The sequence below is a fragment of the Rhodanobacter terrae genome (assembly GCF_042657005.1).
GTDB classification, from domain to species: domain Bacteria; phylum Pseudomonadota; class Gammaproteobacteria; order Xanthomonadales; family Rhodanobacteraceae; genus Rhodanobacter; species Rhodanobacter terrae.
In genome coordinates this window covers 137,257-163,159 of sequence record NZ_JBHSNG010000007.1, presented here as the reverse complement: position 1 = coordinate 163,159, position 25,903 = coordinate 137,257, and the positions used below count along the sequence as shown (strand labels likewise).

The window sequence follows — 25,903 nt, the reverse complement described above, 5'->3', positions numbered from 1 at the left end:
GTCACACGGATGGCTGCAAGCATCCCTTCCCTGCCGGTGGTGACGTGAGTACAAACCTGATCCGCGAGTTCTTCGAATCTTCCCAACTCGCTGGCGGCAACGCCGATTACGTGGAATCGCTTTATGACGCCTGGCTGGCCGACGCCTCGTCGGTACCCGCCGAGTGGAGCAAGTATTTTGAAACCTTCAAGGGCCGCGAGTCGGGAGACGTCTCCCATACCGCGGCCATCGCGCGTATCGAGGCCGCGCAGAAGCAGCGTCATGCGGGCAATGGCGCCGCCACGCCGGTCAGCGACGAGCATGCGCGCAAGCAAGCCGGCGTACTCCGCCTGCTGACCGCTTATCGCTCGCGCGGCCATCTCGCCGCCGACCTTGATCCGCTCGGCCTCACCGAGAAGATGCCGGCGCCGGATCTGGGCCTAGCCTTCCACAGCCTCTCCGACGCCGACCTGGATACCGAATTCGACTGCGGCAACTACGCCGGCGGCGGCCAGCGCCTGAAACTGCGCGACTTTCTGAGCCGCCTGAAGAAGACCTATGCCAGCACGATCGGCACGGAATTCATGCACATCAGCAATCACGAGCAGCGCAACTGGATCTACAGCCGGCTCGAGCGGGCTGCCGGCAAGAGCACGCTGGACAAGGCCGGCAAGCAACGCGTGCTGGATGGCCTCACCGCGGCCGAAGGCCTCGAGCGCTATCTGCACACGAAGTACGTCGGCCAGAAGCGCTTCTCGCTGGAAGGCGGCGACAGCATGATCCCGATGATCGACGACGTCGTGCGCGCCGCCGGCGACAACGGCATCAAGGAGCTGGTGATCGGCATGGCCCATCGCGGCCGCCTCAACGTGCTGGTCAACATCCTGGGCAAGCCGCCGAAGACCTTGTTCGACGAGTTCGAAGGCAAGTTCGAGCATCCGGACGACCCGGCTCATTCGGGTGACGTGAAGTACCACATGGGCTTCTCCGCCGACGTCAAGACGCCCAAGGGCGGCGTGCACGTGGCATTGGCGTTCAACCCGTCGCACCTGGAGATCGTCAACCCGGTGGTGGCCGGCTCGGTGCACGCCCGCCAGAACCGCCGCCGCGACACGTTGCACACGCAGTCGATGGCCGTGCTGATCCATGGCGACGCCGCGTTCGCCGGCCAGGGCGTGAACATGGAACTGCTGAACATGTCGCAGGCCCGCGGCTTCAAGATCGGCGGCAGCCTGCACATCGTGATCAACAACCAGGTCGGCTTCACCACCTCCAATCCGCAGGATGCGCGCTCCACCATGTATTGCACCGACCTGGCCAAGATGGTCAATGCGCCGGTGCTGCACGTGAATGGCGACGACCCGGAAGCGGTGATCGCGGTGACCCGCCTCGCCTACGATTTCCGCAAGCAGTTCCGCCGCGACGTGGTGATCGACCTGGTCTGCTACCGCCGCCACGGCCACAACGAGGCCGACGAGCCGGCCGCCACCCAGCCGGTGATGTACCAGGTCATCCGCCAGCGGCCGACCGCGCGCGACCTGTACCAGCAGCAACTGGTGAAAGAAGGCGTGCTGGCCGAGGGCGACGCGCAGAAGCAGTTCGAGGCCTACCGCGACCGGCTGGAAGCCGGCGCACCGATGACCGAGCTCGACAACTCGCCGGTCCGCGACGGCCATGTGGACTGGGCGAAGTTCATCGGCGGCAAATTGTCGACGCCGACCGACACCAGCGTACCCAAGCAGAAGCTGCAGGAGCTCTCCGGCAAGATCCTCACCCTGCCCACCGACATCACGCTGCAGGCGCGCGTGGCGAAGATCTACGACGACCGCCGCAAGATGGCGACGGGCGAGCACCCGGCGGACTGGGGCTTCGCCGAGAACCTCGCCTATGCCACCTTGATCGATGCCGGCCACGACATGCGCCTGGTCGGCCAGGATTCCGGTCGCGGCACGTTCTTCCATCGCCATGCCGTGCTGCACGACCAGAAGGACGGCCACACCTACATGCCGCTGGCCACGGTCCGTGGCGGCGCCGACGTGGAAGTGATCGACTCGCTGCTCAGCGAAGAAGCGGTGATGGCGTTCGAATACGGCCACTCCACCACCGATCCGGACACGCTCAATATCTGGGAAGGGCAGTTCGGCGATTTCGCGAACGGTGCCCAGGTGGTGATCGACCAGTTCATCAGCTCCGGCGAAGCGAAGTGGAACCGCCTGTGCGGCCTGGTGCTGCTGTTGCCGCACGGCTACGAAGGCCAGGGCCCGGAGCACTCCTCCGCGCGCCTCGAACGCTTCCTGCAGCTGTGCGCTTTCGACAACATGCAGGTCTGCGTGCCGACCACGCCGGCGCAGGATTTCCACATGATTCGCCGGCAGATGCTGCGCCCGGTGCGCAAGCCGCTGATCGTGATGACGCCAAAGTCGCTGCTGCGCCACAAGCTGGCGGTGTCCTCGCTGGACGAGCTGGCCAACGGCAGTTTCCAGCTGGTGATCGGCGAACATCGCGAGCTGCCGGCGAAAAAGGTCAAGCGCGTCGTGCTGTGCTCGGGCAAGGTCTACTACGACTTGCTGGAGGACGCCGAGAAGCGTGGGCAGAACGACGTGGCCATCGTACGCGTCGAACAGCTGTATCCGTTCCCGCGCACCGAGGTCAGCGCCGAACTGGACAAGTATCCTTCCGCGAAGGAAGTGATCTGGTGCCAGGAAGAGCCGATGAACCAGGGTGCCTGGTTCCAGATCCGCCACCACTTGCAGGCTTGCATCGGCAGCAAGCACAGCCTCTCCTACGCTGGCCGCGCACGCTCGCCGGCACCGGCCGCAGGCCATCTCAACACCCATATCGCCGAACAGGCTGCACTCGTCGAGCAGGCGCTGGTTGCGCCAGTCGGCACCGACCATTCAGCAGAATAAAGGCCCAAGGATCCCTCATGTCCATCGAAGTCAAAGTCCCCGTTCTGCCCGAGTCCGTCTCCGACGCCACCATCGCCAGCTGGCACAAGAAAGCGGGCGATGCGATCAAGCGCGACGAGAACCTGGTCGATCTCGAAACCGACAAGGTGGTGCTGGAAGTTCCCTCGCCGGTCGATGGCGTGCTGAAGGAAATCAAGCACCAGGTCGGTGACACGGTGAACAGCCAGCAGATCATCGCCATCATCGAGGAAGGCGCTGTTGCCGCCGCCCCCACGCCGGCGGCGGAAACCCCGAAGGCGGCCGCGGCTGCACCAGCCGCCGCGCCGAAAACGGCAGCCAAGGGTGCCGACGACCTGTCCCCGGCCGGCCTGCGCGTGGCCACCGAGGAAAACATCGACCCGTCCAAGGTCGCCGGCACCGGTCGCGATGGCCGCGTGACCAAGGAAGACCTGGTCAATTACGGCAAGGGCGGCGCGGCCGCGCCGACTCCGGCCGCAACCCCCGCACCGGCGGCGAAACCGACTCCGGGCTCGCGTCCGGAAGAACGCGTGCCGATGACGCGCATGCGCTTGCGCATCGCCGAACGCCTGATGCAGTCGAAGAACTCCATCGCCATGCTCACCTCGTTCAACGAAGTGAACCTGAGCGAAGTCACGAAGATGCGCAAGACGCTGGGCGAGGCGTTCCAGAAGGAACACGGCATCAAGCTCGGCTTCATGAGCTTCTTCGTCAAGGCAGCCGCCGAAGCGCTGAAGCGCTATCCGTTCGTCAATGCGTCGGTCGACGGCAACGACGTGATCTATCACGGCTACCAGGACATCTCGATCGCGGTGTCCACCGACAAGGGCCTGGTCACTCCCGTGCTGCGCGATGTGCAGGACATGGGCTTCGCCGACATCGAGAAAGGCATCGCCGACTACGCCAAAAAGGCACGCGACAACAAGCTGTCGCTGGACGACCTGCAAGGCGGCACGTTCACCATCACCAATGGCGGCACCTTCGGATCGTTGCTGTCCACCCCGATCGTCAATCCGCCGCAGAGCGCGATCCTCGGCATGCACACGATCAAGGAACGCGCGATCGTCGATAACGGCCAGATCATCGCCGCGCCGATGATGTACATCGCGCTGTCCTATGATCACCGCATCATCGACGGCAAGGACGCGGTGCTGTTCCTGGTCGACATCAAGAACCAGCTGGAGAATCCGCAGCGCATGTTGCTCGGCCTGTAACGCCTTGAGCCCCTCTCCCGTCGGGAGAGGGGTTGGGGTGAGGGTTCGGTTGCACCGAACACTTCACCTCATCCGAACCCTTATCCGGCGCTTCGCGCCACCTTCTCCCGACGGGAGAAGGAAAGAGCCAAAGAGAAAACCATGAGCGAAAAATACGATGTCATCGTCGTCGGCGGCGGCCCGGCCGGTTATCACGCCGCCATTCGCGCCGCGCAGCTGGGACTGAAGAGTGCCGTGGTCGACGCGTTCGTCGGCAAGGACGGCAAGGCTGCGCTGGGCGGCACCTGTCTCAACGTGGGCTGCATCCCGTCCAAGGCGCTGCTCGATTCGTCCAAGCAGTTCTACAACCTGTCGCACAATCTGCCGGCACACGGCATCAGCGTGGAGAACGCCAAGGTCGACATGGCGACCTTCATCGGACGCAAGGACAAGATCGTCAAGCAGTTCACCGGTGGCGTCGACCAGCTGTTCAAGGCCAACAAGATCGTCAGCTTCTTCGGCAAGGGCAGACTGCTCAAGGGAAATGAGGTCGAGATCACCGGCAACGACGGAAAGAAGCAGACCATTTCCGCCACCAACGTGATCCTGGCTTCCGGTTCGGTGCCGATCGAGCTGCCGTTCGCCAAGTTCGACGGCAAGAACATCATCGACAACGCCGGCGCGCTGGACATCAACGCGGTACCCAAGCGCCTCGGCGTGATCGGCGCTGGCGTGATCGGCCTCGAACTGGGCAGCGTCTGGAACCGGCTCGGCGCCCAGGTGACCATCCTCGAAGCGCTGCCCGATTTCCTCGGCACCGCCGACGCGGACATCGCCAAGGTCGCCCAGCGCGAATTCAAGAAACAAGGCCTGGAGATCAAGCTCGGCGCCAAGCTCAGCAAGGCCGAGGTGAAGAAGGACGGAGTCCATCTCACCTATGCCGACAAGGACGGCGAGCAGACGCTGGTGGTCGACAAACTGCTGGTGGCCGTGGGCCGCCGTGCCTATACCGACGGTCTGCTGGCCGACGACACCGGCGTGAAGCTGGACGAACGCGGCCGCATCATCGTCGACGAGCATTGCCACACCGGCGTGGACGGTGTCTGGGCCGTCGGCGATGCGGTGCGCGGCCCGATGCTCGCCCACAAGGGTTTCGAGGAAGGTATGGCAGTAGCCGAGTGGATCGCGGGCAAGGCCGGCCACGTCAATTACGACACGATTCCGTGGGTGATCTACACCGAACCGGAAATCGCCTGGGCCGGCAAGACCGAGAAGGAATTGAAGGACGCCGGCATCCCGTACAAGGTAGGCAGCTTCCCGTTCGCCGCGATCGGCCGCGCTGTCGCGATGAACGAGGCCATCGGCCAAGTCAAGATGATCGCCCACGCCGAGACCGATCGCATCCTCGGCGTGCACATGGTGGGCCCGGGCGTTTCCGAGCTGATCGCCGAATGCGTCGTCGCTATGGAGTTCAAGGGCTCGTCCGAAGATCTGGCGCGCATCGTCCATGCGCACCCGACCCTGTCCGAGGCCGTGCACGAAGCGGCGCTGGCCGTCGACAAGCGCGCGATCCACAAGGGCAACTGAGCGCTGGATGCGCTCATACCGGACCGCCCGTGGATGGGCGTCGATCCGGGATCCAGCGCCTCCGCGCAACGACGGCCCGCTCGTGGCGACATGGGCGGGCCGTTGCTTTTGTTTGTAGGAGCCCGCGTGCGGGCGATGCTTTTGCTTTGAATTTCCCTACCCAACCATCAGAGCAAAAAGCATCGCCCGCGAGCGGGCTCCTACCCGGTTTCTTCGACTCAGGTCATGCCATGCCCCAACCCCCCGCCATATGCGTTTATTGCGGCTCCAGCTCCGGCAAGCATCCCGAATACACCGAACAAGCCCGCGCATTCGGCGCCGAGATGGCGAGGCGCGGCATCGCCCTGGTCTACGGCGGCGGCAAGGTCGGCCTGATGGGCACCGTGGCCGATGCCGTGCTGGCCGGCGGCGGCAAGGTGGTCGGCGTGATTCCGCGCCAGCTGGTGGATCTCGAAGTAGCCCACCCGGGCCTCAGCGAACTGCAAGTGGTCGACACCATGCACCAGCGCAAGACGCGCATGTACGAACTGTCCGTTGCGTTCGTCGCCCTGCCCGGCGGCTTCGGCACGATGGACGAGATGTTCGAGATGCTGACCTGGGCGCAACTCGGCCTGCACCGCTATCCGTGCGCATTCCTCGATGTACGCGGCTATTACGGTGGCCTGCGCGCGATGATGGATCACATGGTGGGCGAAGGCTTCGTGCGGCCCGGCCAGCGCGACAGCGTCTGGTTCGGCGATTCGATGGATGCGCTGTTCGACTGGATGGCCAGCTACGACGGCGGCCACGCATCCCGCGTGATCGGCCCGTCCAGCATCAAGGCCTGAAAAACCGGAGATCCGAGATGACTCTGTTCCGCGCCTTCCGCATCCACAGCGATGAAGCCGGCTACCGCGCCGGCATCGAAGCCATGAGCGCCGATGCGCTGTCGCCCGGCGAGGTGCTGGTCAAGACGGCGTATTCATCGGTCAACTACAAGGACGCCCTGGCCGGCACCGGCAAAGGCCGGATCCTGCGCACGTATCCGCTCAACGGCGGCATCGACGTGGCAGGCCACGTGATCGCCTCGACCGATCCCGCGTTCAAGGAGGGCGACGCCGTGCTGTGCACCGGCAGCGGCCTGTCCGAAACGCGCGATGGCGGCTACGGCGAATACGTGCGCCTCGACGCGCGCTGGACGATCCCGCTGCCGGCGGGACTCAGTCTGCGCGAAAGCATGATTCTCGGCACCGCCGGCTTCACCGCCGCGCTGGCGCTGCTGCGCATGCAGGACAACCGGCAGGTGCCGGCACTCGGTCCCATTGCAGTGACCGGCGCCAGTGGCGGCGTTGGCCAACTGGCGATCGACATCTTCAGCCGTGCCGGCTACGAAGTGCACGCGATCAGCGGCAAGGCGGATCATTTCGACGTGCTGCGCAGTCTCGGCGCCAGCGCATGCATCGATCGCCATCAGCTTGTCTTCAGCGGCAAGCCGATGGATTCCGCCCGCTTCGGCGGCGCGCTGGACAACGTCGGCGGCAGCATGCTGAGCGGCCTGCTGCCGCTGATCAGCCCATACGGCAACGTGGCGATCTGCGGCAACGCCGGCGGAATAGCATTCGACAGCACAGTGATGCCGTTCATCATTCGCGGCACCAGCTTGCTCGGCATCGCCTCAGCCGGCACCGCCCGCGATATCCGCGACAGCATCTGGCAGCACCTGGCCAGCGACTGGAAACCGCGGCATCTCGAACGCATCGCCACGCGCGAAGTCGAGCTGGACGGACTGCCTGGAATATTTACGCGTATGCTTACGGGTGACTCTTCGGGTCGCACACTCGTGCGTATCAACAACACGGTTTGACGAAACCGCGCTTGGAAGTACCATCACCACAGCTTAGAATCAACGAAACACGAAGGGGACTATCACCTTATGGCACGCATCCTGATCGTCGACGACTCCCCGTCACAATTGCTGGGCATCAAGCGGATCGTCGAAAAACTCGGGCATGAGACCCTTTCCGCAGAAGATGGTGCCGCTGGCGTCGAAGTGGCCAAGCTGGAAAAGCCCGATCTGATCCTGATGGATGTGGTCATGCCCAACCTCAACGGTTTCCAGGCCACCCGCACGATCAGCAAGAATGCCGACACCGCCCATATCCCGATCATCCTGGTAACCACCAAGGATCAGGAAACCGACAAGGTCTGGGGCATGCGCCAGGGCGCCAAGGCCTATGTGACCAAGCCGATCAAGGAAGAGGAACTGATCAAGGCGCTGAACGAGTTTCTGCCGCACTGATCGCCTGGCGACTCATCCGGTTCATGAAAAACGGCGCCCACAGGCGCCGTTTTTCGTTGGAATCCCGCTCCATCCATTACCGGCGCGGGTTGTAGTCCTTGAAATGCTCGTGCAGTGCCGCATAAGCCGCGCGTTGCTCGTCATTGTCGGCCGCCGGCGTGCGGATCGACAGTTCCACCAGCTGGTCGCCCGGATGCGTACCCGGCATGCCCCGTCCTTTCAGGCGCAGCTTGCGCCCCGACTGCGAACCGGCCGGTATGCGCAGGTCGACCGTACCGGCCAGGGTCGGCACCGGTACGCTGGCGCCCAGTGCCGCTTCCCACGGCGTGATCGGCAGCACATGCACCAGGTTGCGGCCGTCCAGGCGGAAGCGCGCATCGTCGTGAATGCCTACTTCCAGCAACAGGTCGCCATTCGGGCCGCCGGCCATGCCGCTCTGCCCCTGGCCGGACAAACGGATCACCTGTCCGGGCTGGATCCCGGCAGGAATCTTCACTTCCAGCACACGCTCGCCACCGGCCGGATCATGCATGGCCAGACGCGTGCGGCCGCCGTCGAACGCGGTCTGCAGGTCGATCCGCACCGACGCCTGCACGTCCTGGCCACGCCGCGGCCGCGGCTGGCCACGATGACCGCCGGCCGCGCCGCGGCCGAACAGGCTTTCGAAGAAATCGCTGAAGTCGCCATCGCCAGCGTCGCCAAAGCCCTGGCTCTGCCCCTGCCAGCCCGGCGGTGGACGGAACTGCTCGCCCTGCCGGTAGCCACCGGCACGCAGCTGGTCGTAGGAGCGCCGCTTCTCGGCGTCCTTGAGCACCTCGTTGGCTTCGTTGACCGCCTTGAATTTCTCCTCGGCGCCGGTTTCCTTGTTCTTGTCCGGGTGGTATTTGCGCGCCAGCTTGCGATACGCCGCCTTGATCTCGGCTTCGCTGGCATCCGGCTTCACACCCAGGATCTCGTAATAGTCTTTGAATTCCACGCAAGCTCCTGATCACCGGTATCGCACAGCACAAAGCCGCGATCCGCCGTGAATCATTATCCACGGCGGATGGGACTTTGATACAGCGCTGCAGTTATCCGGCGGTGTCGATGGTGATGCGCCGCGGGGTTGTCTCGGGCTTCTTCGGGATCGAGATCTCGAGCACGCCGTACTTGCCGTGCGCGCTGATGCCGTCGGCATCGGCACTCTCGGGCAACGCGAAGCGACGATGGAAGGTCCCGTAAACGCGTTCCTGCCGGGTCAACTTGCCCGCGTTTTCCTCGCTGTCGACCTTGCGCTCACCTTTGATGGTGAGGATGCTCTTGTCCATGCTCACCTCGATCGTCGCCGGATCCACACCCGGCACATCGACGAGAATCATGAAACGCTTGGCTTCCTCCCGGATATCCACCCGCGGTGCCCACTGACTGGTCTCCACGGTGGACTGGTCGTTGTCATCGGCGCTGAAAAAGCGTCCCAGAGCCCGACGGAAGTCCTCGGACGGCCCCAGATCATGGCCCCAGATGGAATGACGACTCGGATTCATGTCACTGCCTCCTCGATAATCTCGCGGCACCATTGCCGGCTGCAGCGAAAAATAGGTGCTGCCGAAATGGTTTCAAGGCGGCGGCGCGGCGGACGGTTTAGCATGGCGTGCCCCCTTTCCCGCAAACGAGTCCCGCATGAGCCTCCAGCCCGGCGACACCCTTCCCGACATTTCCATCAAGATCATCGACGGCGACATCCAGCCCGCACAGACCGGCGCGCTGTTTGCCGGTCGCAAGGCGGTGCTGTTCGGCGTGCCCGGCGCATTCACGCCGACCTGCTCGAACCGGCATCTCCCCGGCTACGTCGAACATTTCTCCGACTTCCAGGCGCGCGGCATCGGTGTGATGTGCCTGTCCGTCAACGATGCCTATGTGATGCAGGCCTGGGCCGCCGCGCAAAACGTGCCGCCGGGCCTGTTGCTGCTGGCCGACGGCAACGCCAGCTTCACCCGCGCGCTGGGACTGGAACTGGACGGCACCGCGTTCGGCATGGGCCTGCGCACCCGCCGCTTTGCGCTGTACGCGGAAGACGGCGTGGTGCGCGTGCTGCAGGTGGAGGCACCCGGGGAGCTGCGCGTATCCACTGCCGAAGCGATGCTGGTGGCGATCGAGCACTGACATGCAAGCCTGGCTCGCGCTCGCCCTGCTCCTTGCCGCTGGCCAGCATGAGCCAGCGGCAACTGTCACTGCGACAGCACCCACTGAAGCAGCGCTCTACGTGGTTCACCATCTCGACGTGCTGTCCTTCCCTAATTCAATGAAAAGCCGTGCCCGGACCGGTGCGCATATTCCGACGGACTACGGCTTTATCGACTTCAAACCGATTGGAAGCAAGGGTGATGTAGGTGCATATGCAAACGAGGGGAGCTGGTTTTTTGCTGTCCGCGTCATCCATGATCGAGGCAACAACAAGCTCCTGTGCATCAAGGACATGGCAGTCAATGGCAGCGATGAGGCCACCTACCCGCTCGAAGTGCGACTCGGTTCGGACGGCCTCTTTCATTCAACCGGAATAGTGCCCTCTCCAGTCGCATATGAAGGCTGCTATCTAGAGGGCGCAGTGGACTGACCCCACGCTACCTCGCTGTGAATGCACTTGCCGTATGTAGCCCTGATCATTTCCGCAGCCGAGATCTGAAGCATCCGGTACAGATACAAGGTGCATGCAACGTCCCAACAACAAAAACCCCGGCATACCGGGGTTTTTGTTCAAACCAACATCAGGCTCATTCTTCCGTAGTAGTCGGCTCAATCGCGTCGGGGCTTTCACCATCGGCCGGCTCCGGAACATCGACATGCACGCCTTCCTCGCCATTGTCCTCTTCCGCATCCAGCCGCATCACGCTGACCAGCGTTTCGTCGGCCGGCAGGCGGATCAGGGTGACGCCCTGGGTGTTGCGGCCCAGCTGCGAGACTTCCGCCACGCGGGTACGCACCAGCGTGCCCTGGTTGGAGATCAGCATCAGCTCGTGCGCCTCGGTGACCTGCACGGCGCCCACCAGTGCCCCATTGCGTTCGGAGCACTGGATGCCGATCACGCCCTGGGTGCCGCGGCCCTTCTTGGTGAACTCGACCAGCTGGGTGCGCTTGCCGTAGCCGCGTTCCGTCGCGGTGAGGATGTCGCCTTCCGCCGCCACGATCAGCGAGACCACCTGTGCATCCTTGGCCAACCGCATGCCGCGAACACCGGCGGCGGTGCGGCCCATCGAGCGTACGGTGTTCTCGTCGAAACGATTCACCTTGCCGTTGGAGGCGAACAGCAGCACGTCGCTGTTGCCGTCGGTCAGCTCGACATTGACCAGCGCGTCACCCTCGTTGAGCTTGATCGCGAGCTTGCCCTTCTGCAGCTGGAACGCGAATTCCGTAAGCGGGGTTTTCTTCACCGTACCCTGCCTCGTCGCGAAGAACACGAAACGGTCATCGGTGTACTCGCGTACCGGCAGCACCGCCTGCACCTTCTCGCCATCGCCAAGCGGCAGCAGGTTGATGATCGGCTTGCCGCGCGCACCCGGACCCGCCTCCGGCATCTGATAGACCTTGAGCCAGTACACGCGGCCGGTGCTGGTGAAGGTCAGCAAGGTGTCGTGCGTGTTGACCACCCACAGCTGCTCGACGACGTCCTCGTCCTTCAATGCCGAGGCCGAGCGGCCCTTGCCGCCACGCTTCTGCGCGCGATAAGTGCTGGCCGGCTGGCGCTTGATGTAACCGGTGTGCGAAAGCGTAACCACCACGTCTTCCGGTGCGATCAGGTCGAGGACGTTGAGATCCTCCTGCGAATGCTGGATCTCGGTGCGGCGGGCGTCGCCGAATTCCGCCTTGACCGCTTCCAGTTCGCCACGAATCACCTCGAGCAGGCGTTCGGGGTTTTCCAGGATCTCGATCAGGCCGCGGATGGTTTCCAGGATCTGCTTGTATTCGTCGGAAAGTTTTTCCTGCTCCAGCCCGGTCAGGCGGTGCAGACGCATCGCCAGGATCTCCAGCGCCTGTGCCTCGGACAACTGGTAGCCATCCTCCTTCAGGCCATCGCGCGGATCCATCTCTTCCGGGCGCGACGCATGCGCGCCGGTGGCCGAAAGCAGCGCGCGCACCATGCCGGCTTCCCAGCGCCGGGCCACGATGCGCTCGCGCGCTTCGGCCGGCGACGACGAGGTCTTGATCAGCTCGATCATCTCGTCGATGTTGGCCAGTGCGACGGTCAGGCCTTCGAGGATGTGCGCGCGCGCGCGCGCCTTGCGCAGTTCGAAGATCGTGCGGCGCGTGACCACTTCGCGACGATGACGGATGAACGCTTCGAGGATGTCCTTGAGGTTCAGCAGTTTCGGTTGGCCATCGAGCAGCGCCACCATGTTGATGCCGAACGTCACCTGGAGCTGGGTCTGCTGGAACAGGTTGTTCAGCACCACATCGCCCATCGCATCCTTGCGGATCTCGATGACGACGCGCATGCCGTCCTTGTCGGATTCGTCGCGCAGCTCGCTGATGCCTTCGAGCTTCTTTTCCTTGACCAGCTCGGCGATCTTCTCGATCAGCCGCGCCTTGTTCACCTGATACGGCAGCTCGTGGACGATGATCGTCTCGCGGCCGTTCGCCTCGGTCTCGATCTCTGCCCTTGCCCGGACCAGGATACGGCCGCGACCGGTGCGGTATGCCTCGATGATGCCGGACGATCCATTGATGATGCCGTACGTCGGGAAATCCGGTCCCGGGATGTGCTGCATCAGATCGTCGATGCCGAGCGACGGATCGTCGATCAAGGCCATCGTCGCCGCGATCACTTCATTGAGATTGTGCGGTGGAATGTTGGTGGCCATGCCGACGGCGATGCCGGCCGAGCCGTTGATCAGCAGGTTCGGCACGCGTGCCGGCAATACCAGAGGCTCGTGTTCGCTCTCGTCGTAGTTCGGGCCGAAGTCGACGGTTTCCTTGTCGATGTCGGCCAGCAGCTCGTGCGTGAGCCGCGACATGCGCACTTCGGTGTAACGCATCGCGGCGGCGTTGTCGCCATCGACCGAGCCGAAGTTGCCCTGGCCATCGACCAGCAGATAGCGCAGCGAAAAAGGCTGCGCCATGCGCACGATCGCGTCGTATACCGACTGATCGCCATGCGGGTGATACTTACCGATCACGTCACCGACCACGCGGGCCGACTTCTTGTACGGTTTGTTCCAGACATTGCCCAGTTCATTCATCGCAAACAGCACGCGACGATGCACCGGTTTAAGGCCATCGCGGACATCCGGGAGGGCGCGGCCCACGATCACGCTCATGGCGTAGTCGAGGTAGCTCTGGCGCATCTCGTCTTCGATGTTGACGCGAATGATTTCTTTGGCGAGTTCTGCCATGAATCGGCTTCCTTGATAACGAAAAAGGACGCTGGCGCCGCGCCTCCAGCGCATGCGCAAGCGACCCGAAATCAACCTGTGGAGTGTAGCACGAACGTCATCAAAACGACAGGATTTACTTGTTATTAATCAATCGTTTACGACGTTGTTTTGGGACGCCTGAAAAGCACTGCGCGGACTGTCGAAAAATTGACCAGCGCGGCGATCGTCGAACCTGTGGCGGCGGCTTGCACCGGCCACCGATGCAAGCCTGAAAAATGCGAAGGCGAGGCCGTTCGCAGACCCCGTCATCGGGCTCGATGCGACATCTTCAGCACCCGAACATCGCCTGCATCGCTAGGCTGTTCGGCCGCTCGATCACGCCGCGCTCGGTCACTATGGCATCGATCAGTTCGGCTGGCGCGACGTCGAATACCGGATTCCACGCCTGCGCGCCCTCGACCACGGTGCGTTTCCCGGCCGTGCCGAGCAGCTCGGCCGGATCGCGCAGTTCGATCTCGATTTCCTCACCGGTACCGGTGGCCATGTCCACCGTCGACGAAGGTGCCACCACCATGAATTTCACGCCGTGGTATTTCGCGGCGATCGCCAACTGATAGGTACCGATCTTGTTCGCGGTATCGCCGTTCGCGGCGATCCGGTCGGCCCCCACGATCACCCATTGCACGGCACCGGATTTCATCAGGTGCGCGGCGGCGGAGTCGGCGATCAGCTGCGCCGGAATGCCATCGCGCACCAGCTCCCACATGGTCAGCCGCGCCCCTTGCTGCCATGGCCGCGTTTCGCCGGCGTAGACCCGGTCGATCCGTCCCGCGGCCACGCCGGCGCGGATTACACCCAGCGCCGTACCGTAACCGGCGGTGGCCAGCGAACCGGTATTGCAGTGGGTCAACACACCCGAGCCCGAAGCGATCAGCGAAGCACCAAGCTCGCCCATATGGCGGTTCGCGGCCAGATCCTCGTCCTGGATCGCCTGCGCCTCACGCACCAGCGCATCGGCGTCGGCGCCGGCTGCGATGCGTTTTTTCATCCGGTCCAGCGCCCACATCAAATTGACCGCGGTAGGCCGTGCAGCGCGCAATGTGGCCAGCACTTCGTCGAGTGGCTCGCCCTGTTTCGCGGCCAGCGCCACGCCCCACGCGGCAGCAATGCCGATCGCCGGTGCGCCGCGCACGGCCAGATCCTTGATTGCCAGCGTGATGTGGCTGGCGTCAGCACAGTCGATCCAGCGTTCCTCGCCCGGCAGCAGGCGCTGATCAAGCAGTCGCAGGTGTTCGCCCTGCCATTGCACGGCACGGATGCGGTCGTAACGGTCGTCATTCATGGGCTTGTTTGCTACTCAGTCGAACGGACATCACTTGCTGGATGTCACCTGATCAGGGTGGGAACCATCATGAGGCGCTCACGGCGACTCGGGCATGACCAGCCACAGGATCAGGTAGATGAGAATGCCCGATCCACCCAGCAGGGTCAGCACGATCCAGGCAACCCGCACCAGGGTCGGGTCCCAGCCGTAATATTCGGCAATCCCGCCGCAGACACCGGCGAATTTCCTGTCATTGCGCGAGCGGTATAGACGCTTCTCCATATCGACGACCTCTGCCTCTGCGGGAAAAACGTCAGTCTCGCGCACTCAGCCATCGATGGATAGCCGGCGGCACCTCGCGTTGCGCGCGGCCGGACACGTAGATGCCGATATGGCCACCCTTGAACGCCAGCTGGGTGTAGTCGGTGGTGCCGACATGCTTGCCCAGCGCACGTGACGCATCCGGCGGCACCAGATGATCCTGCTCGGCGAAGATATTCAGCACCGGCTGCGTCACCATGCCAAGGTCCACCGGCTTGCCGCCGATCTCGAGCGTGCCCTTGACCAGCTTGTTGCCCTGGTAGAAATCCTTGATGAACTGGCGGAACGTTTCGCCGGCCTGATCCGGCGAATCGAAGATCCAGCGTTCCATGCGCAGGAAGTTCTCCAGCTCGCTCGGATTGTCGAGAATATCGACCATGCCGATGTACTTCTGCTGATTCAGCCGCACCGGCTTCAGCGTGAGGTAGACGTAGTTCATCAGCCCGGCGGGGATATTGCCCATGGTGTCGACGAACAGATCCACGTCCATGCCGCGGCACCAGTGCGACAGCATGTTGTCCGGCGTATGGAAATCCACCGGGGTGACCATGGTGATCAGGTTCTTCACCTTGTCCGGGTGCAGCGCGGTGTAGCACAGCGAGAACGCGCCGCCCTGGCAGATGCCCAGCAGATTGATCGCATCGAGATCGTGGCGTCGGCGCACCACGTCGACGCAACGATCCAGATAACCGTTGATGTAATCGTCCAGAGTCAGCCAGCGATCGGCGGCGTCGGGATAACCCCAATCGATCAGGTAGACGTCCTCACCCTGCTCCAGCAGATTGCGCACCATCGAGCGGTCGGCCTGCAGGTCGGTCATCCACACCGTGTTGACCAGCGCGTACACGATCAGCAGCGGCGTCTTCGAGGTGGCCTTGCCGTGGCCGGTGAAGTGCCACACCTTCAGCTTGTCTTCGCTGTAAACCAGCTCGCGCGGCGTGTTCGCGTACTCGGGCTCGCGCAGGCCGCGCAGATGACCCATGCCGGCGGCGAGCTTGCGCTGGAATGCGGCGATGTCGCCCAGGGCCTTGGTCGGGTCGATGCGCAATGGCGTGTACATGGTGGCCTCTCCTTACTTGCGCTTGCGCTGGCTGGTGCGGAATTTGGATGCCGTACCGGGCTTGGCCTTGCTGGCCGCCGGTGTACGCGCCGCCTTCGCGGAGGCCTTCGAAACGGACTTCTTCGCCGCCGGAGTCGACGGCCTGGCGGCGGTCTTCTTCGCCGGGGGCGCTGCTGTTGCACCATCGGCGAGCTGGCGTTTCAGCGCTGCCAGCTCGCGGCGCAGCACCGTGATCTCGTCGGCGTGGTCCGCCGGCGTCTGGCTGGCGCGAAACTCGCGGCGCAGAGCCTGCACCCGCTCGCCGAGACTGGACACCTCGGTACGTGTCGGCACTCCGAGCTGCTGGCACATCTGCTCGGTCTGTTGCTGCTGCATTTGCCGCACGCGCATCTGCGTGTTGACCATCTCGGCATAGGCTTCGCGGAACTCGTCCGACAGCGCAACCTCGGCATAAGCCTCTTCGGCCGAATCCACCCACAAGTCGTACAACGCCTTCAGCGAATCGATCTGGCGGCCGGGTTCGGCATGCTCGGCCAGCTTGTCCTGCAAGCGCTGCATGCCCTGCTGACTGGCGCGCTGAATCAGCGCCTGGTAACGCGCGGACGCCTGTATCGAGGCAAGTACCGCGGCGCTCATCGCCTGCTGCTGCATCTGCTGTTCGCGGTTCAAGCCGAATGCCGGGATCGGCCCCTGCGCACCCGGCAGATCGCCAAAACCACTGTGCCGCGCGGCCTGCAGCCACGACTGCCACTGCCTGGAAAAACCCTCCGCGCCGGCGCTGTCGATACCGCCGAAAGCCTGCGCGAACGGCTGGCTGGCACCGCCGAACAGCTGCTGCAGCTGCTGGCGCCAGTCGACCGGCTGAGCTGCGGCACCGCTGGCGGCGGCGCTCTGCATCCAGTCGAAATACCCTTTCAGGCCGGCCAGCGTGCGCTCCAGCGTGTCGTTACCGGAAGCCGGCGCCGGCGCTGGCGGCGGCGTGAAGAACGGATTGACCGCCGGCTGAGGCTGTTGCTGCTGTTGCAGCTGGCGCGTCCAGGCGTCCCAGGACTGCTGCGCCAGGGTCTGGTAGTCCCTGATGAAATCGTTCGCCGGGTCGGCCATCGGTGCGTCCTCATGCATGATTCCCAGCATCCTAGCAAAAACGTGTTGCACAAAATCATCGGCACCGGAACGCGCAAGGCCCGGCATGAGCCGGGCCTTGCGAGATCGCTTTGAATCACTTGTTGCTGGAGACTCAGGCGTTGGCGCCGCTGGCGCGCTCGTCTTCCGTCACGGCCTTCATCGACAGGCGGATGCGGCCTTGCTTGTCGACTTCGAGCACCTTGACCTTGACGATGTCGCCTTCCTTGAGCTTGTCGGAAACCTTCTCGACACGCTCGTCGGAGATCTGCGACACGTGCACCAGACCGTCCTTGCCCGGCATGATCGTGACGAATGCACCGAAGTCCATCAGCTTGGCGACCTTGCCCTCGTAGATGCGGCCCGGCTCGACGTCGGAAACGATCTGTTCGATGCGCTTCCTGGCCGCTTCGCCCGCCTCGCGATTGACCGAGCCGACGATGATGGTGCCGTCGTCGCTGATGTCGATCGTGGTGCCGGTCTCCTCGGTGATCGAACGGATGGTCGCGCCACCCTTGCCGATCACTTCGCGGATCTTGTCCGGGTGGATCTTGATGGTGATCAGGCGCGGGGCGTATTCGCTCATTTCCGAGCGGGCCGTGGTGAGCGCCTTGGCCATTTCGCCGAGGATGTGCAGGCGACCGCGCTTGGCCTGCTCCAACGCTACCTTCATGATCTCTTCGGTGATGCCGTCGATCTTGATGTCCATCTGCAGCGCGGAGATGCCATCGGCGCTGCCGGCCACCTTGAAGTCCATGTCGCCCAGGTGATCCTCGTCGCCCAGGATGTCGGACAGCACGACAAAGTCGCTGCCTTCCTTGACCAGGCCCATCGCGATACCGGCCACCGGCGCCTTCAGTGGCACGCCGGCATCCATCATCGCCAGCGAGGACCCGCAGACCGAAGCCATCGAAGAGGAACCGTTGGACTCGGTGATTTCCGAGACCACGCGCACCACGTACGGGAATTCCTCGATCGTGGGCTTGACCGCCTGCACGCCGCGCTTGGCGAGACGGCCGTGGCCGATTTCGCGGCGCTTCGGCGCACCGAAGCGGCCGGCCTCGCCCACCGAGAACGGCGGGAAGTTGTAATGGAACAGGAACGGATCCTTCGACTCACCGCTCGGCGCATCGATGATCTGCGCGTCACGGGTAGTGCCCAGCGTGACTACGACCAGTGCCTGCGTCTCGCCGCGGGTGAACAGCGCCGAACCGTGGGTGCGCGGCAGTACGCCGACACGTGCGGTGATCGCACGCACGTCGTCCAGCTGACGCCCGTCGATACGCACCTTGGTCTTCAGCACGCTGTCGCGCATGGTGTGATATTCGAGCTCGCCGAATTCCTTGGCCAGTTCAGCCGAAACCCAGCCGTTCGCCTCGGCCTGCGCCTTCAGCTCGGCCACCACGTCGGCCTTGATCGCGGAAATTGCGTCGCGGCGCTGCAGCTTGTCGCGCACCTGGAACGCTTCTTCCAGCTTGCTGCCGACCGCACCCTTGATGGCGGCGACCAGCGATTCGTTGCGAGCCGGAGCCTGCCAGTCCCACGACGGCTTGGCGGCTTCGGCGGCCAGCTCGGCGATCGCACGGATCGCGGTCTGCATCTGCTGATGACCGAACATCACGGCGCCGAGCATCACATCCTCGGACAGCAACTGGGCTTCGGATTCCACCATCAGCACCGCACCGGCAGTGCCGGCAACGACCAGGTCCAGCGCCGAGGTCTTCAGCTCGGTAGCCGTCGGGTTCAGCAGGTACTGACCGTTGGCGTAGCCGACACGGGCGGCGCCGATCGGACCCTTGAACGGGATACCGGCCAGCGACAGCGCAGCGGACGCGCCGAGCAGCGCGACGATGTCGCCGTCAACCTCGGGGTTGAGCGAGACGACCTGCGCGATGACCTGCACTTCGTTCTTGAAGTCTTCCGGGAACAGCGGGCGCACCGGACGATCGATCAGACGCGAGGTCAGCGTCTCCTTTTCGGTCGGACGGCCTTCGCGCTTGAAGAAGCCGCCCGGGATGCGGCCGGCGGAGTAGAACTTTTCGACATAGTCGACGGTGAGCGGGAAGAAATCCTGCCCCTCCTTCTGCTTGGTCGCAGCCACTGCGGTGACCAGCACCACCGTGCCGCCCATGCTGGCCATGACCGCGCCCGACGCCTGGCGGGCAATTTCGCCCGTCTCCAGCGTGACTTCGTGACTACCGTACTGGAATGACTTGGTTACTTTTGCCACTTTGTTCTACTCCTCGTCCGGTGAATTAACGGCGCAGGCCGAGGCGTTCGATCAGGGTCTGGTAGCGCGCAAGATCGCGATCCTTCAGATAGCTGAGCAGGCGCTTGCGCTGGTTGACCAGCTTCAGCAGGCCACGGCGGGAATGGTGATCCTGCTTGTGTTCCTTGAAGTGGCCGGTGAGGTGGTCGATGCGGGCGGACAGGAGTGCCACCTGGACTTCGGTCGATCCGGTGTCGTTCGGCACGCGGCCGAAATCAGCAATGATCTTGCCGGTCTGTTCTGCGGTAAGAGACATGGGTATACGTTTCCTTGAAAGGCGATGCGAAGCTTGCGCTTGCATCATCGCGATGACGCAAGCGCAAGCTTCGCCTAGATGAATGAAAGCGTTGAAATAACTTGTCTATTCTACTGATGGGAGTGGTGTTACAACAAGTGCGAAGCGGTTATCGAGCACATTTTCTTCACCCCGGCGGCAGGTTGAAGCCGCGCAGGATGCGCGCACGGCCGCCGTCGTCCAGTTCCAGCAGCGCCAGTAGCGCACCGTCTTTGGCAAAGGCGGCGCAGCGGCCAGTGGATGGGGCCTGCGGGAGCTCAATCTGCTGGCCGCGCGCAATCGCCATGCTTTGCAGCTCATCGAGTTGTACCACCGGCAGATCGGACAGTCCGGCCGAAACCGGCAACAACCACGCCAGCAAGGCTACATCGCCCTGCTCCGCCGCCTGCTGCAACTGCTCCAGCGTCACCATGCGCGGCTCGCGGAACGGCTCCACCCACAGCCGGTGCAGCGCGGTCAGGTGCGCGCCGCAGCCCAGATCCTCGCCCAGGTCGACCGCCAGCGAGCGCACGTAAGTGCCCGAGCCGCATTCCACCAGCAAGGTCAGCGTGTCGTCCGTGCGGGCCAGCAGCTCCAGCCGGTGGATCTCGACCTCGCGCGGGGGCACCTCGACGCTCTCGCCTCGACGCGCCTTGGCATACAGCCTCTCGCCATCCTGTTTCAGCGCTGAATACATGGGCGGCACCTGCAGGATGTGTCCGCGCAATTTGGCCAACGCCGCCTCGATGGTGGCTTCGTCGACTGGCCGCAGCGGACGCTGCCGCACGATCTCACCTTCGCGATCGGCCGTATCGGTGGTAATGCCGAGCCGGCATTCAGCCACATACGCCTTGCGCGCGCCGAGCAAACTGCCGGCCAGCTTGGTCGCTTCGCCGAAACACAATGGCAACAAGCCGGTGGCCAGTGGATCGAGCGCACCGGTATGACCGCCCTTGGCCGCGCGCAGCAGTCGACGCACGGATTGCAGCGCCTGGTTGGAACTCAGGCCCAGCGGTTTGTCGAGCAGCACGATGCCATGCAGATCACGGTGCTTGATACGCGGCAGACGATTCATCGGTTCAGCTGCGCCCAACGTTCCGGTTCAATCCGGCTTGTCGCCGGTTGATTTGTCGTCCTTGGGCGGCGCCAGATCGCGCGCCTGTTGGCGTAGCAGCGTTTCGATACGCTCGCCCTTGTCGACCGAGTCGTCATATTTGAACTTCAGCTCCGGCACCCGGCGCATGCGCATGCCGCTGTGCGCCAGCGAATGGCGAATCTCGTGGCCCATCGCGTTGAGCGCCTTCACCGCCGGCAGCCCCTGCTCGGGCAGCATGGCGGTAACCCATACGGTGGCCCAGTCCAGATCACGGGTGATTTCCACGTCCGACACGCTGACCGACGGCAGCCCGTGATCGCGCACGGCCGCATGCACCAGCAAGCCAAGCTCGCGGCGCAGCTCGGCACCGATACGGTCGGTACGTTTGAAATCACGAGATGGCATGGGGACAACCTGAGTAGTAAGTGGAGAGGAGTGAGAAACTAGAAAGAGCGGCCGCGCCACACTCATTCCTCACTCCCGCATTCTCGTTTCTGCTTTTGAGCGAGAGAGCAGGCGAGTAATGAGTGGAGAGGAAGAAGAGACGAGAGAGGGCGACCGCGCCACACTCATTTCTCACTTCTCTCCACTCATTTCTGCCTTAGAGCGTGCGCGCCACTTCTGTGCGTTCGAAGCACTCGATCTGGTCGCCCGGCTTCACGTCGTTGTACTGCTTGACCGCGATACCGCACTCCATGCCGTTGCGCACTTCGTCGACCAGCTCCTTGAAGCGACGCAGCGATTCCAGCTCGCCTTCGAAGATCACCACGTTGTCGCGCAGCACGCGGATCGGCTTGTTCCGCTTGACCGAACCCTCGGTAACCATGCAACCGGCCACGGCGCCGAACTTGGAGCTGCGGAACACGTCGCGGACCTCGGCCGTGCCGATGATGTCCTCGCGCACTTCCATGCCGAGCAGGCCGGTGGCCGCCTGGGTCACCTGGTCGATCACGTCATAGATGATCGAGAAGTAGCGCACGTCCAGACCAGCGGTCTCGATCACCTTGCGGGCCGACGCATCGGCGCGCACGTTGAAGCCGATGATCAGCGCCTTCGAAGCCGCCGCCAGGGTGGCATCGGATTCGTTGATGCCGCCGACGCCGGACGAGACCACGTTGACCCTGACCCGCTCGTTGCCGATCTGGGTCAGCGATTCGCGCAGCGCCTCGACCGAACCCTGCACGTCGCCCTTGACCAGGATGTTGAGGGTCTGCTGCTCCACGCCCTGACCCATCTTGGCGATGATGTCCTCGAGCCGGTTGCTCTTGCTGACCATGCGCGTCTCGCGGCGCTTGAGCTCCCGCTCCTGCGCAACCTCGCGGGCCAGCCGTTCGTCCTCGACGCAGACGAAGTCGTCGCCGGTTTCCGGCACGCCGGACAGCCCGAGCACCTGCACCGGAATCGACGGACCGGCTTCCAGAACCTGCTTGCCGGTTTCGTCGATCAGCGCGCGCATGCGGCCGTATTCGATGCCGCAGACGATGAAATCGCCCTTGCGCAACGTGCCCTGCTGCACCAGCACCGTCGCTACCGGGCCACGGCCGCGATCCAGGCTGGATTCGATCACCACGCCGGAGGCGCGGCCATCGGCCACGGCCTTCAGCTCCATCACTTCGGCCTGCACCGAGATCGCATCGAGCAGATCCTCGACGCCCGCGCCGGTCTTGGCCGACACCGGTATGAACTGGACGTCGCCGCCCCAGTCTTCCGGCACCACTTCGTACTGAACCAGACCCTGCTTGACGTTGTCCGGGTTGGCGCCGTCCTTGTCCATCTTGTTGACCGCGACGATCAGCGGCACCTTGGCGGCGCGCGCATGCTTCACCGCTTCCACGGTCTGCGGCATCACGCCGTCGTCGGCTGCCACCACCAGGATCACGATGTCGGTCGACTGCGCGCCACGGGCACGCATCGAGGTGAACGCGGCGTGGCCGGGAGTATCCAGGAACGTGATCACGCCCTTGGACGTTTCCACGTGATACGCGCCGATATGCTGGGTGATGCCGCCGGCTTCGCCGGAAGCCACCTTGGTGCGGCGGATGTAGTCGAGCAGCGAGGTCTTGCCGTGATCGACGTGGCCCATGATCGTCACCACCGGCGGGCGGGTGATCTTCTCGCCTTCCAGTTCGACGTTCTGGGTATGTGCCGCCAGCGTCTCCTCGGCATTGTTCTGGTTGTCGGCAACCGGCGTGTGGCCGAGTTCCTCGACCACCAGTACCGCGGTATCGTGATCGACGGTCTGGTTGATGGTCGCCATCACGCCCATCTTGAACAGTGCCTTGACCACTTCGGAGCCCTTGACCGCCATCTTCTGCGCCAGCTCGGCGACGACGTTGGTCTCGCCGACTACCACCTCGCGCACCACCGGTGCGGTGGGGCGCGAGAAGCCATGCGGACCGCTCGGCGGATTGTTGCCGCGCGACAGCATCTCGCGGCCGCTGCTGCGACCGGGCTTGCCGCGCTTGTTGCTGGAGGAGGAGCGGCGAGCCCGGTCGGCCTCGCTCAGATGCATCTGCCCCCCCGCAAAACGCTTGCCGGCGCCTTCGCGGCCTTCCTTGCCAGCCGCACCATTACCGTTACCCGCACCGTCATTGCGCTCGCGCGCATGCTTTGGCTTGTTCCGGCCGGCATCGCCGGCGGCAGCCGGGGCGGTCGCTGCGCCAGCCGCGGCTGCACGAGCCGCCGGTGTCGCCGGGGCGGCGGGCGCCGGGGCCGGTGGCGGCACGGGCTTGACCAGTTTTTCGCGCTTGCGCGGCTCATGGATGCGCGGCAGGATCATGCCCAGATCGCGCTGGTCCATGCGCTGGACGGACCCCGCAGCGTCCTCGCCAGCATCCGGCGAAGAGGCCTCGGCTGCCGCTTCCGGCGCCGCCTCGACCTCGACATGCTCGACCACGGCCGGCTCGGGCGCGGCCTCAACCGGGGGCTGCGCCTTTTCGGTTTGCTGCGACTGCTCGTCAAGGGCGCGCTGCAGCGCTTCTTCCTGACGGCGATGCTCGGCGCTGAGGCGATCCTGTTCTTCCTGCTCGCGCTGCTGCTGCGATTCCTGCAGCTTGCGCACGGCATCCTCACGCTCGGGCTCGGCGCTTGCTTCTTCGGCAATCACGCTGCGCTTGACGTAGGTGCGCTTGGCACGAACCTCGACGTTGACCGTCTTGGCCGCACCCGCGGCACCGCGGCCGCCCGGCGTGGCGACTTTCAGTTCGCCGACCGTGCGCCGCTTGAGGGTGATCTGGCGCGGCGCGCTGTCGTCGACCTCCGCGGCGGCTTCGGTCTTGCCGTGCGTGCGGCGCAGGAAGCCCAGCAGCTTCACCTTTTCGGTGCTGCTGATGACTTGCTCCTGATCGGAGAATTTCATGCCCGCCTCGCCCAGTTGCGTAAGCAACCGGTCGACCGGCATGCCCAGCACCTGGGCGAGTTGTTTGATCGTGACATCCGACATCGTGTTCTTTGCTCCGCCGTTCCCGCGCTTATCGTCAGTGCGACATTATCCATGCCGCCACCTCCATCCTTGGTGAAAGGCTTCGCAAAGCCTTTCTCGGCACACCCGTCCAGGGTGCCGCCGTCCGCGGTTAGCCGCCTTTCTCCAGCCGCGCGATCATCGGCGCACGTGCCGCCATGATCAGTGCTGCAGCGCGTTCTTCGTTCATGCCATCGATATCGATCAGGTCATCCACCGCCAGATCCGCCAGATCGTCGACCGTGCTCACTTCGCGAGCGGCCAGTGCATAGGCCGTCGTTTCATCCATGCCCTCCAGCGCCAGCAGTTCGCTGGACGGCTGATGTTCGTCGACGCCCTCTTCCACCGCCAGTGCCTCGGTCAGCAGGGCATCGCGGGCGCGGGCGCGCAGTTCCTCGACAATGTCCTCGTCGAAGCCCTCCACCGCCAGCAGCTCGGCGCTGGGCACATAAGCGATTTCCTCGACGCTGGAGAAGCCTTCCTGCACGAGGATGACGGCGATTTCCTGGTCCACTTCGAGCTTGTCCATGAACAGCTGGCGCGCGGCCTCCTGCTCGGACTCGCTCTTGGCGGTGACCTGATCCTGGGTCATCACGTTGAGCTGCCAGCCGGTCAGCTTGCTGGCCAGACGGACATTCTGGCCGCCGCGACCGATGGCCTGGGACAGCTTGTCCTCGGCCACTGCGATGTCCATCGAGTGTTTTTCCTCGTCCATGATGATCGACTGCACTTCGGCCGGCGCCATCGCGTTGATGACGAACTGCGCCTGGTTCTCATGCCACAGGATGATGTCGACGCGTTCGCCGTTGAGGTCGTTGGAGACCGCCTGCACGCGCGAACCGCGCATGCCGATGCAGGCGCCGATCGGATCGGTGCGGCTGTCGTGGGCCAGCACGGCGATCTTGGCGCGATCGCCCGGATCGCGTGCGCAACCCTTGATCTCGACCAGGCCCTGGCCGACTTCCGGCACTTCCAGCTTGAACAGTTCGATCATGAATTCCGGGGCTGCACGCGACACGAACAGCTGCGGACCACGAGCTTCCGAACGCACTTCGTACAGGTAGCCGCGCACGCGATCGCCGACGCGGGCCGATTCGCGCGGAATCGTCTTGTCGCGCGGAATGAACGCTTCGGCATTGCTGCCCAGGTCAAGATAGATGTTGCCGCGCTCGACGCGCTTGACGATACCGGTGACCAGCTCGCCCACGCGGTCGGCGAACGCATCCACCACCTGCTGGCGCTCTGCCTCGCGTACGCGCTGCACGATCACCTGCTTGGCGGCCTGCGCGGCGATGCGGCCGAATTCCGCATTCTCGACCTGCTGCTCGATGTACTCGCCCACCTTGGCGTCGGCGCGTTCGTCCAGCGCATCCATCAGGCGCAGCTGGTAGGACGGCGATTCCATCTCGCCATCGTCGGCAATGACTTCCCAGCGCCGGAATGTCTGGTACTCGCCGGTGCTCTGATTGATCGACACGCGAATATCGGGCTCCTCGTCCGGATAGCGCTTCTTGGCGGCTGAGGCCAGAGCGGCCTCCATCGCTTCGAAAATCACTTCCAGCGGCACGCCCTTTTCATTGGCGACCGCATCGACGACCAGCAAAAGTTCTTTGCTCATTGCAGCAACTCCGTAGGCATCCTGTCCGGATACCGATGGTTAAATTG

The 25,903-nt window shown here is 64.0% G+C and carries 21 protein-coding genes; 8 read left to right on the top strand and 13 right to left on the bottom strand.

Features of this window, described 5'->3' with window-relative positions:
• Window positions 1–44: 44 nt before the first annotated feature.
• The 6 genes from ACFPPB_RS09295 (at window position 45) to ACFPPB_RS09270 (ending at window position 7,964) form a co-directional block, all read left to right on the top strand.
• Window positions 45–2,888 carry a 2-oxoglutarate dehydrogenase E1 component gene (locus ACFPPB_RS09295; RefSeq protein WP_377326480.1) on the top strand — a complete coding sequence of 948 codons (2,844 nt, stop codon included), beginning with the start codon at window positions 45–47 and terminating at the stop codon, window positions 2,886–2,888.
• Between the two features lie 17 nt (window positions 2,889–2,905).
• Window positions 2,906–4,120: a 2-oxoglutarate dehydrogenase complex dihydrolipoyllysine-residue succinyltransferase gene (gene odhB / locus ACFPPB_RS09290; RefSeq protein ID WP_377326479.1), complete on the top strand. Its 1,215-nt coding sequence runs from the start codon at window positions 2,906–2,908 to the stop codon at window positions 4,118–4,120.
• 141 nt (window positions 4,121–4,261) lie between these two features.
• Window positions 4,262–5,686, top strand: coding sequence for a dihydrolipoyl dehydrogenase (gene lpdA, locus ACFPPB_RS09285; RefSeq protein WP_377326478.1), 1,425 nt, complete (start codon window positions 4,262–4,264; stop codon window positions 5,684–5,686).
• A 230-nt stretch (window positions 5,687–5,916) separates the two neighbouring features.
• Window positions 5,917–6,513: an LOG family protein gene (locus ACFPPB_RS09280; RefSeq protein ID WP_377326477.1), complete on the top strand. Its 597-nt coding sequence runs from the start codon at window positions 5,917–5,919 to the stop codon at window positions 6,511–6,513.
• A gap of 17 nt (window positions 6,514–6,530) precedes the next feature.
• Window positions 6,531–7,529 carry a YhdH/YhfP family quinone oxidoreductase gene (locus ACFPPB_RS09275; protein ID WP_377326476.1) on the top strand — a complete coding sequence of 333 codons (999 nt, stop codon included), beginning with the start codon at window positions 6,531–6,533 and terminating at the stop codon, window positions 7,527–7,529.
• A gap of 69 nt (window positions 7,530–7,598) precedes the next feature.
• Window positions 7,599–7,964, top strand: a complete 366-nt coding sequence (locus tag ACFPPB_RS09270) for a response regulator (RefSeq protein WP_072760959.1) — start codon at window positions 7,599–7,601, stop codon at window positions 7,962–7,964.
• A gap of 76 nt (window positions 7,965–8,040) precedes the next feature.
• Here the strand turns inward: ACFPPB_RS09270 and ACFPPB_RS09265 are convergent, their stop codons facing one another.
• Window positions 8,041–8,940 carry a DnaJ C-terminal domain-containing protein gene (locus ACFPPB_RS09265; RefSeq protein ID WP_377326475.1) on the bottom strand — a complete coding sequence of 300 codons (900 nt, stop codon included), beginning with the start codon at window positions 8,938–8,940 and terminating at the stop codon, window positions 8,041–8,043.
• Window positions 8,941–9,034: 94 nt separating this feature from the next.
• On the bottom strand, window positions 9,035–9,487 hold the full coding sequence (locus tag ACFPPB_RS09260; protein ID WP_377326474.1) for an Hsp20/alpha crystallin family protein: 453 nt from the start codon (window positions 9,485–9,487) through the stop codon (window positions 9,035–9,037).
• A 136-nt stretch (window positions 9,488–9,623) separates the two neighbouring features.
• Here ACFPPB_RS09260 and ACFPPB_RS09255 point away from each other — a divergent pair, with 136 nt between their 5' ends.
• Both ACFPPB_RS09255 and ACFPPB_RS09250 read left to right on the top strand, forming a co-directional pair.
• Window positions 9,624–10,106, top strand: a complete 483-nt coding sequence (locus tag ACFPPB_RS09255) for a peroxiredoxin (protein ID WP_377326473.1) — start codon at window positions 9,624–9,626, stop codon at window positions 10,104–10,106.
• A 1-nt stretch (window position 10,107) separates the two neighbouring features.
• Complete coding sequence (locus ACFPPB_RS09250) at window positions 10,108–10,557, top strand: hypothetical protein (RefSeq protein WP_377326472.1); 450 nt, start codon at window positions 10,108–10,110, stop codon at window positions 10,555–10,557.
• Between the two features lie 157 nt (window positions 10,558–10,714).
• On the opposite strand, the gene gyrA is transcribed toward ACFPPB_RS09250, so the two are convergent.
• The 11 genes from gyrA to nusA form a co-directional block, all read right to left on the bottom strand.
• Window positions 10,715–13,330 carry a DNA gyrase subunit A gene (gyrA, locus tag ACFPPB_RS09245; RefSeq protein WP_377326471.1) on the bottom strand — a complete coding sequence of 872 codons (2,616 nt, stop codon included), beginning with the start codon at window positions 13,328–13,330 and terminating at the stop codon, window positions 10,715–10,717.
• A gap of 310 nt (window positions 13,331–13,640) precedes the next feature.
• Window positions 13,641–14,654 carry an S-methyl-5-thioribose-1-phosphate isomerase gene (mtnA, locus tag ACFPPB_RS09240; protein WP_377326470.1) on the bottom strand — a complete coding sequence of 338 codons (1,014 nt, stop codon included), beginning with the start codon at window positions 14,652–14,654 and terminating at the stop codon, window positions 13,641–13,643.
• A gap of 78 nt (window positions 14,655–14,732) precedes the next feature.
• Window positions 14,733–14,918: a PspC domain-containing protein gene (locus ACFPPB_RS09235; protein ID WP_377326469.1), complete on the bottom strand. Its 186-nt coding sequence runs from the start codon at window positions 14,916–14,918 to the stop codon at window positions 14,733–14,735.
• 31 nt (window positions 14,919–14,949) lie between these two features.
• A complete protein-coding gene (locus ACFPPB_RS09230) occupies window positions 14,950–16,017 on the bottom strand; it encodes a class III poly(R)-hydroxyalkanoic acid synthase subunit PhaC (RefSeq protein ID WP_377326468.1) in 1,068 nt (355 codons plus the stop codon).
• Window positions 16,018–16,029: 12 nt separating this feature from the next.
• On the bottom strand, window positions 16,030–17,139 hold the full coding sequence (locus ACFPPB_RS09225; RefSeq protein WP_377326467.1) for a poly(R)-hydroxyalkanoic acid synthase subunit PhaE: 1,110 nt from the start codon (window positions 17,137–17,139) through the stop codon (window positions 16,030–16,032).
• A gap of 115 nt (window positions 17,140–17,254) precedes the next feature.
• Window positions 17,255–19,369: a polyribonucleotide nucleotidyltransferase gene (gene pnp / locus ACFPPB_RS09220; protein WP_377326466.1), complete on the bottom strand. Its 2,115-nt coding sequence runs from the start codon at window positions 19,367–19,369 to the stop codon at window positions 17,255–17,257.
• Between the two features lie 25 nt (window positions 19,370–19,394).
• Window positions 19,395–19,664: a 30S ribosomal protein S15 gene (rpsO, locus tag ACFPPB_RS09215; protein WP_007513234.1), complete on the bottom strand. Its 270-nt coding sequence runs from the start codon at window positions 19,662–19,664 to the stop codon at window positions 19,395–19,397.
• 166 nt (window positions 19,665–19,830) lie between these two features.
• A complete protein-coding gene (gene truB / locus ACFPPB_RS09210; RefSeq protein WP_377326465.1) occupies window positions 19,831–20,757 on the bottom strand; it encodes a tRNA pseudouridine(55) synthase TruB in 927 nt (308 codons plus the stop codon).
• A 27-nt stretch (window positions 20,758–20,784) separates the two neighbouring features.
• Window positions 20,785–21,183 (bottom strand): 30S ribosome-binding factor RbfA, encoded by a 399-nt coding sequence (rbfA, locus tag ACFPPB_RS09205; protein ID WP_377326464.1) that lies wholly within the window; start codon window positions 21,181–21,183, stop codon window positions 20,785–20,787.
• A gap of 196 nt (window positions 21,184–21,379) precedes the next feature.
• Window positions 21,380–24,220 (bottom strand): translation initiation factor IF-2, encoded by a 2,841-nt coding sequence (gene infB, locus ACFPPB_RS09200; RefSeq protein WP_377326463.1) that lies wholly within the window; start codon window positions 24,218–24,220, stop codon window positions 21,380–21,382.
• Window positions 24,221–24,350: 130 nt separating this feature from the next.
• Window positions 24,351–25,856, bottom strand: coding sequence for a transcription termination factor NusA (gene nusA, locus ACFPPB_RS09195; protein ID WP_072760934.1), 1,506 nt, complete (start codon window positions 25,854–25,856; stop codon window positions 24,351–24,353).
• Between the last annotated feature and the right edge of the window lie 47 nt (window positions 25,857–25,903).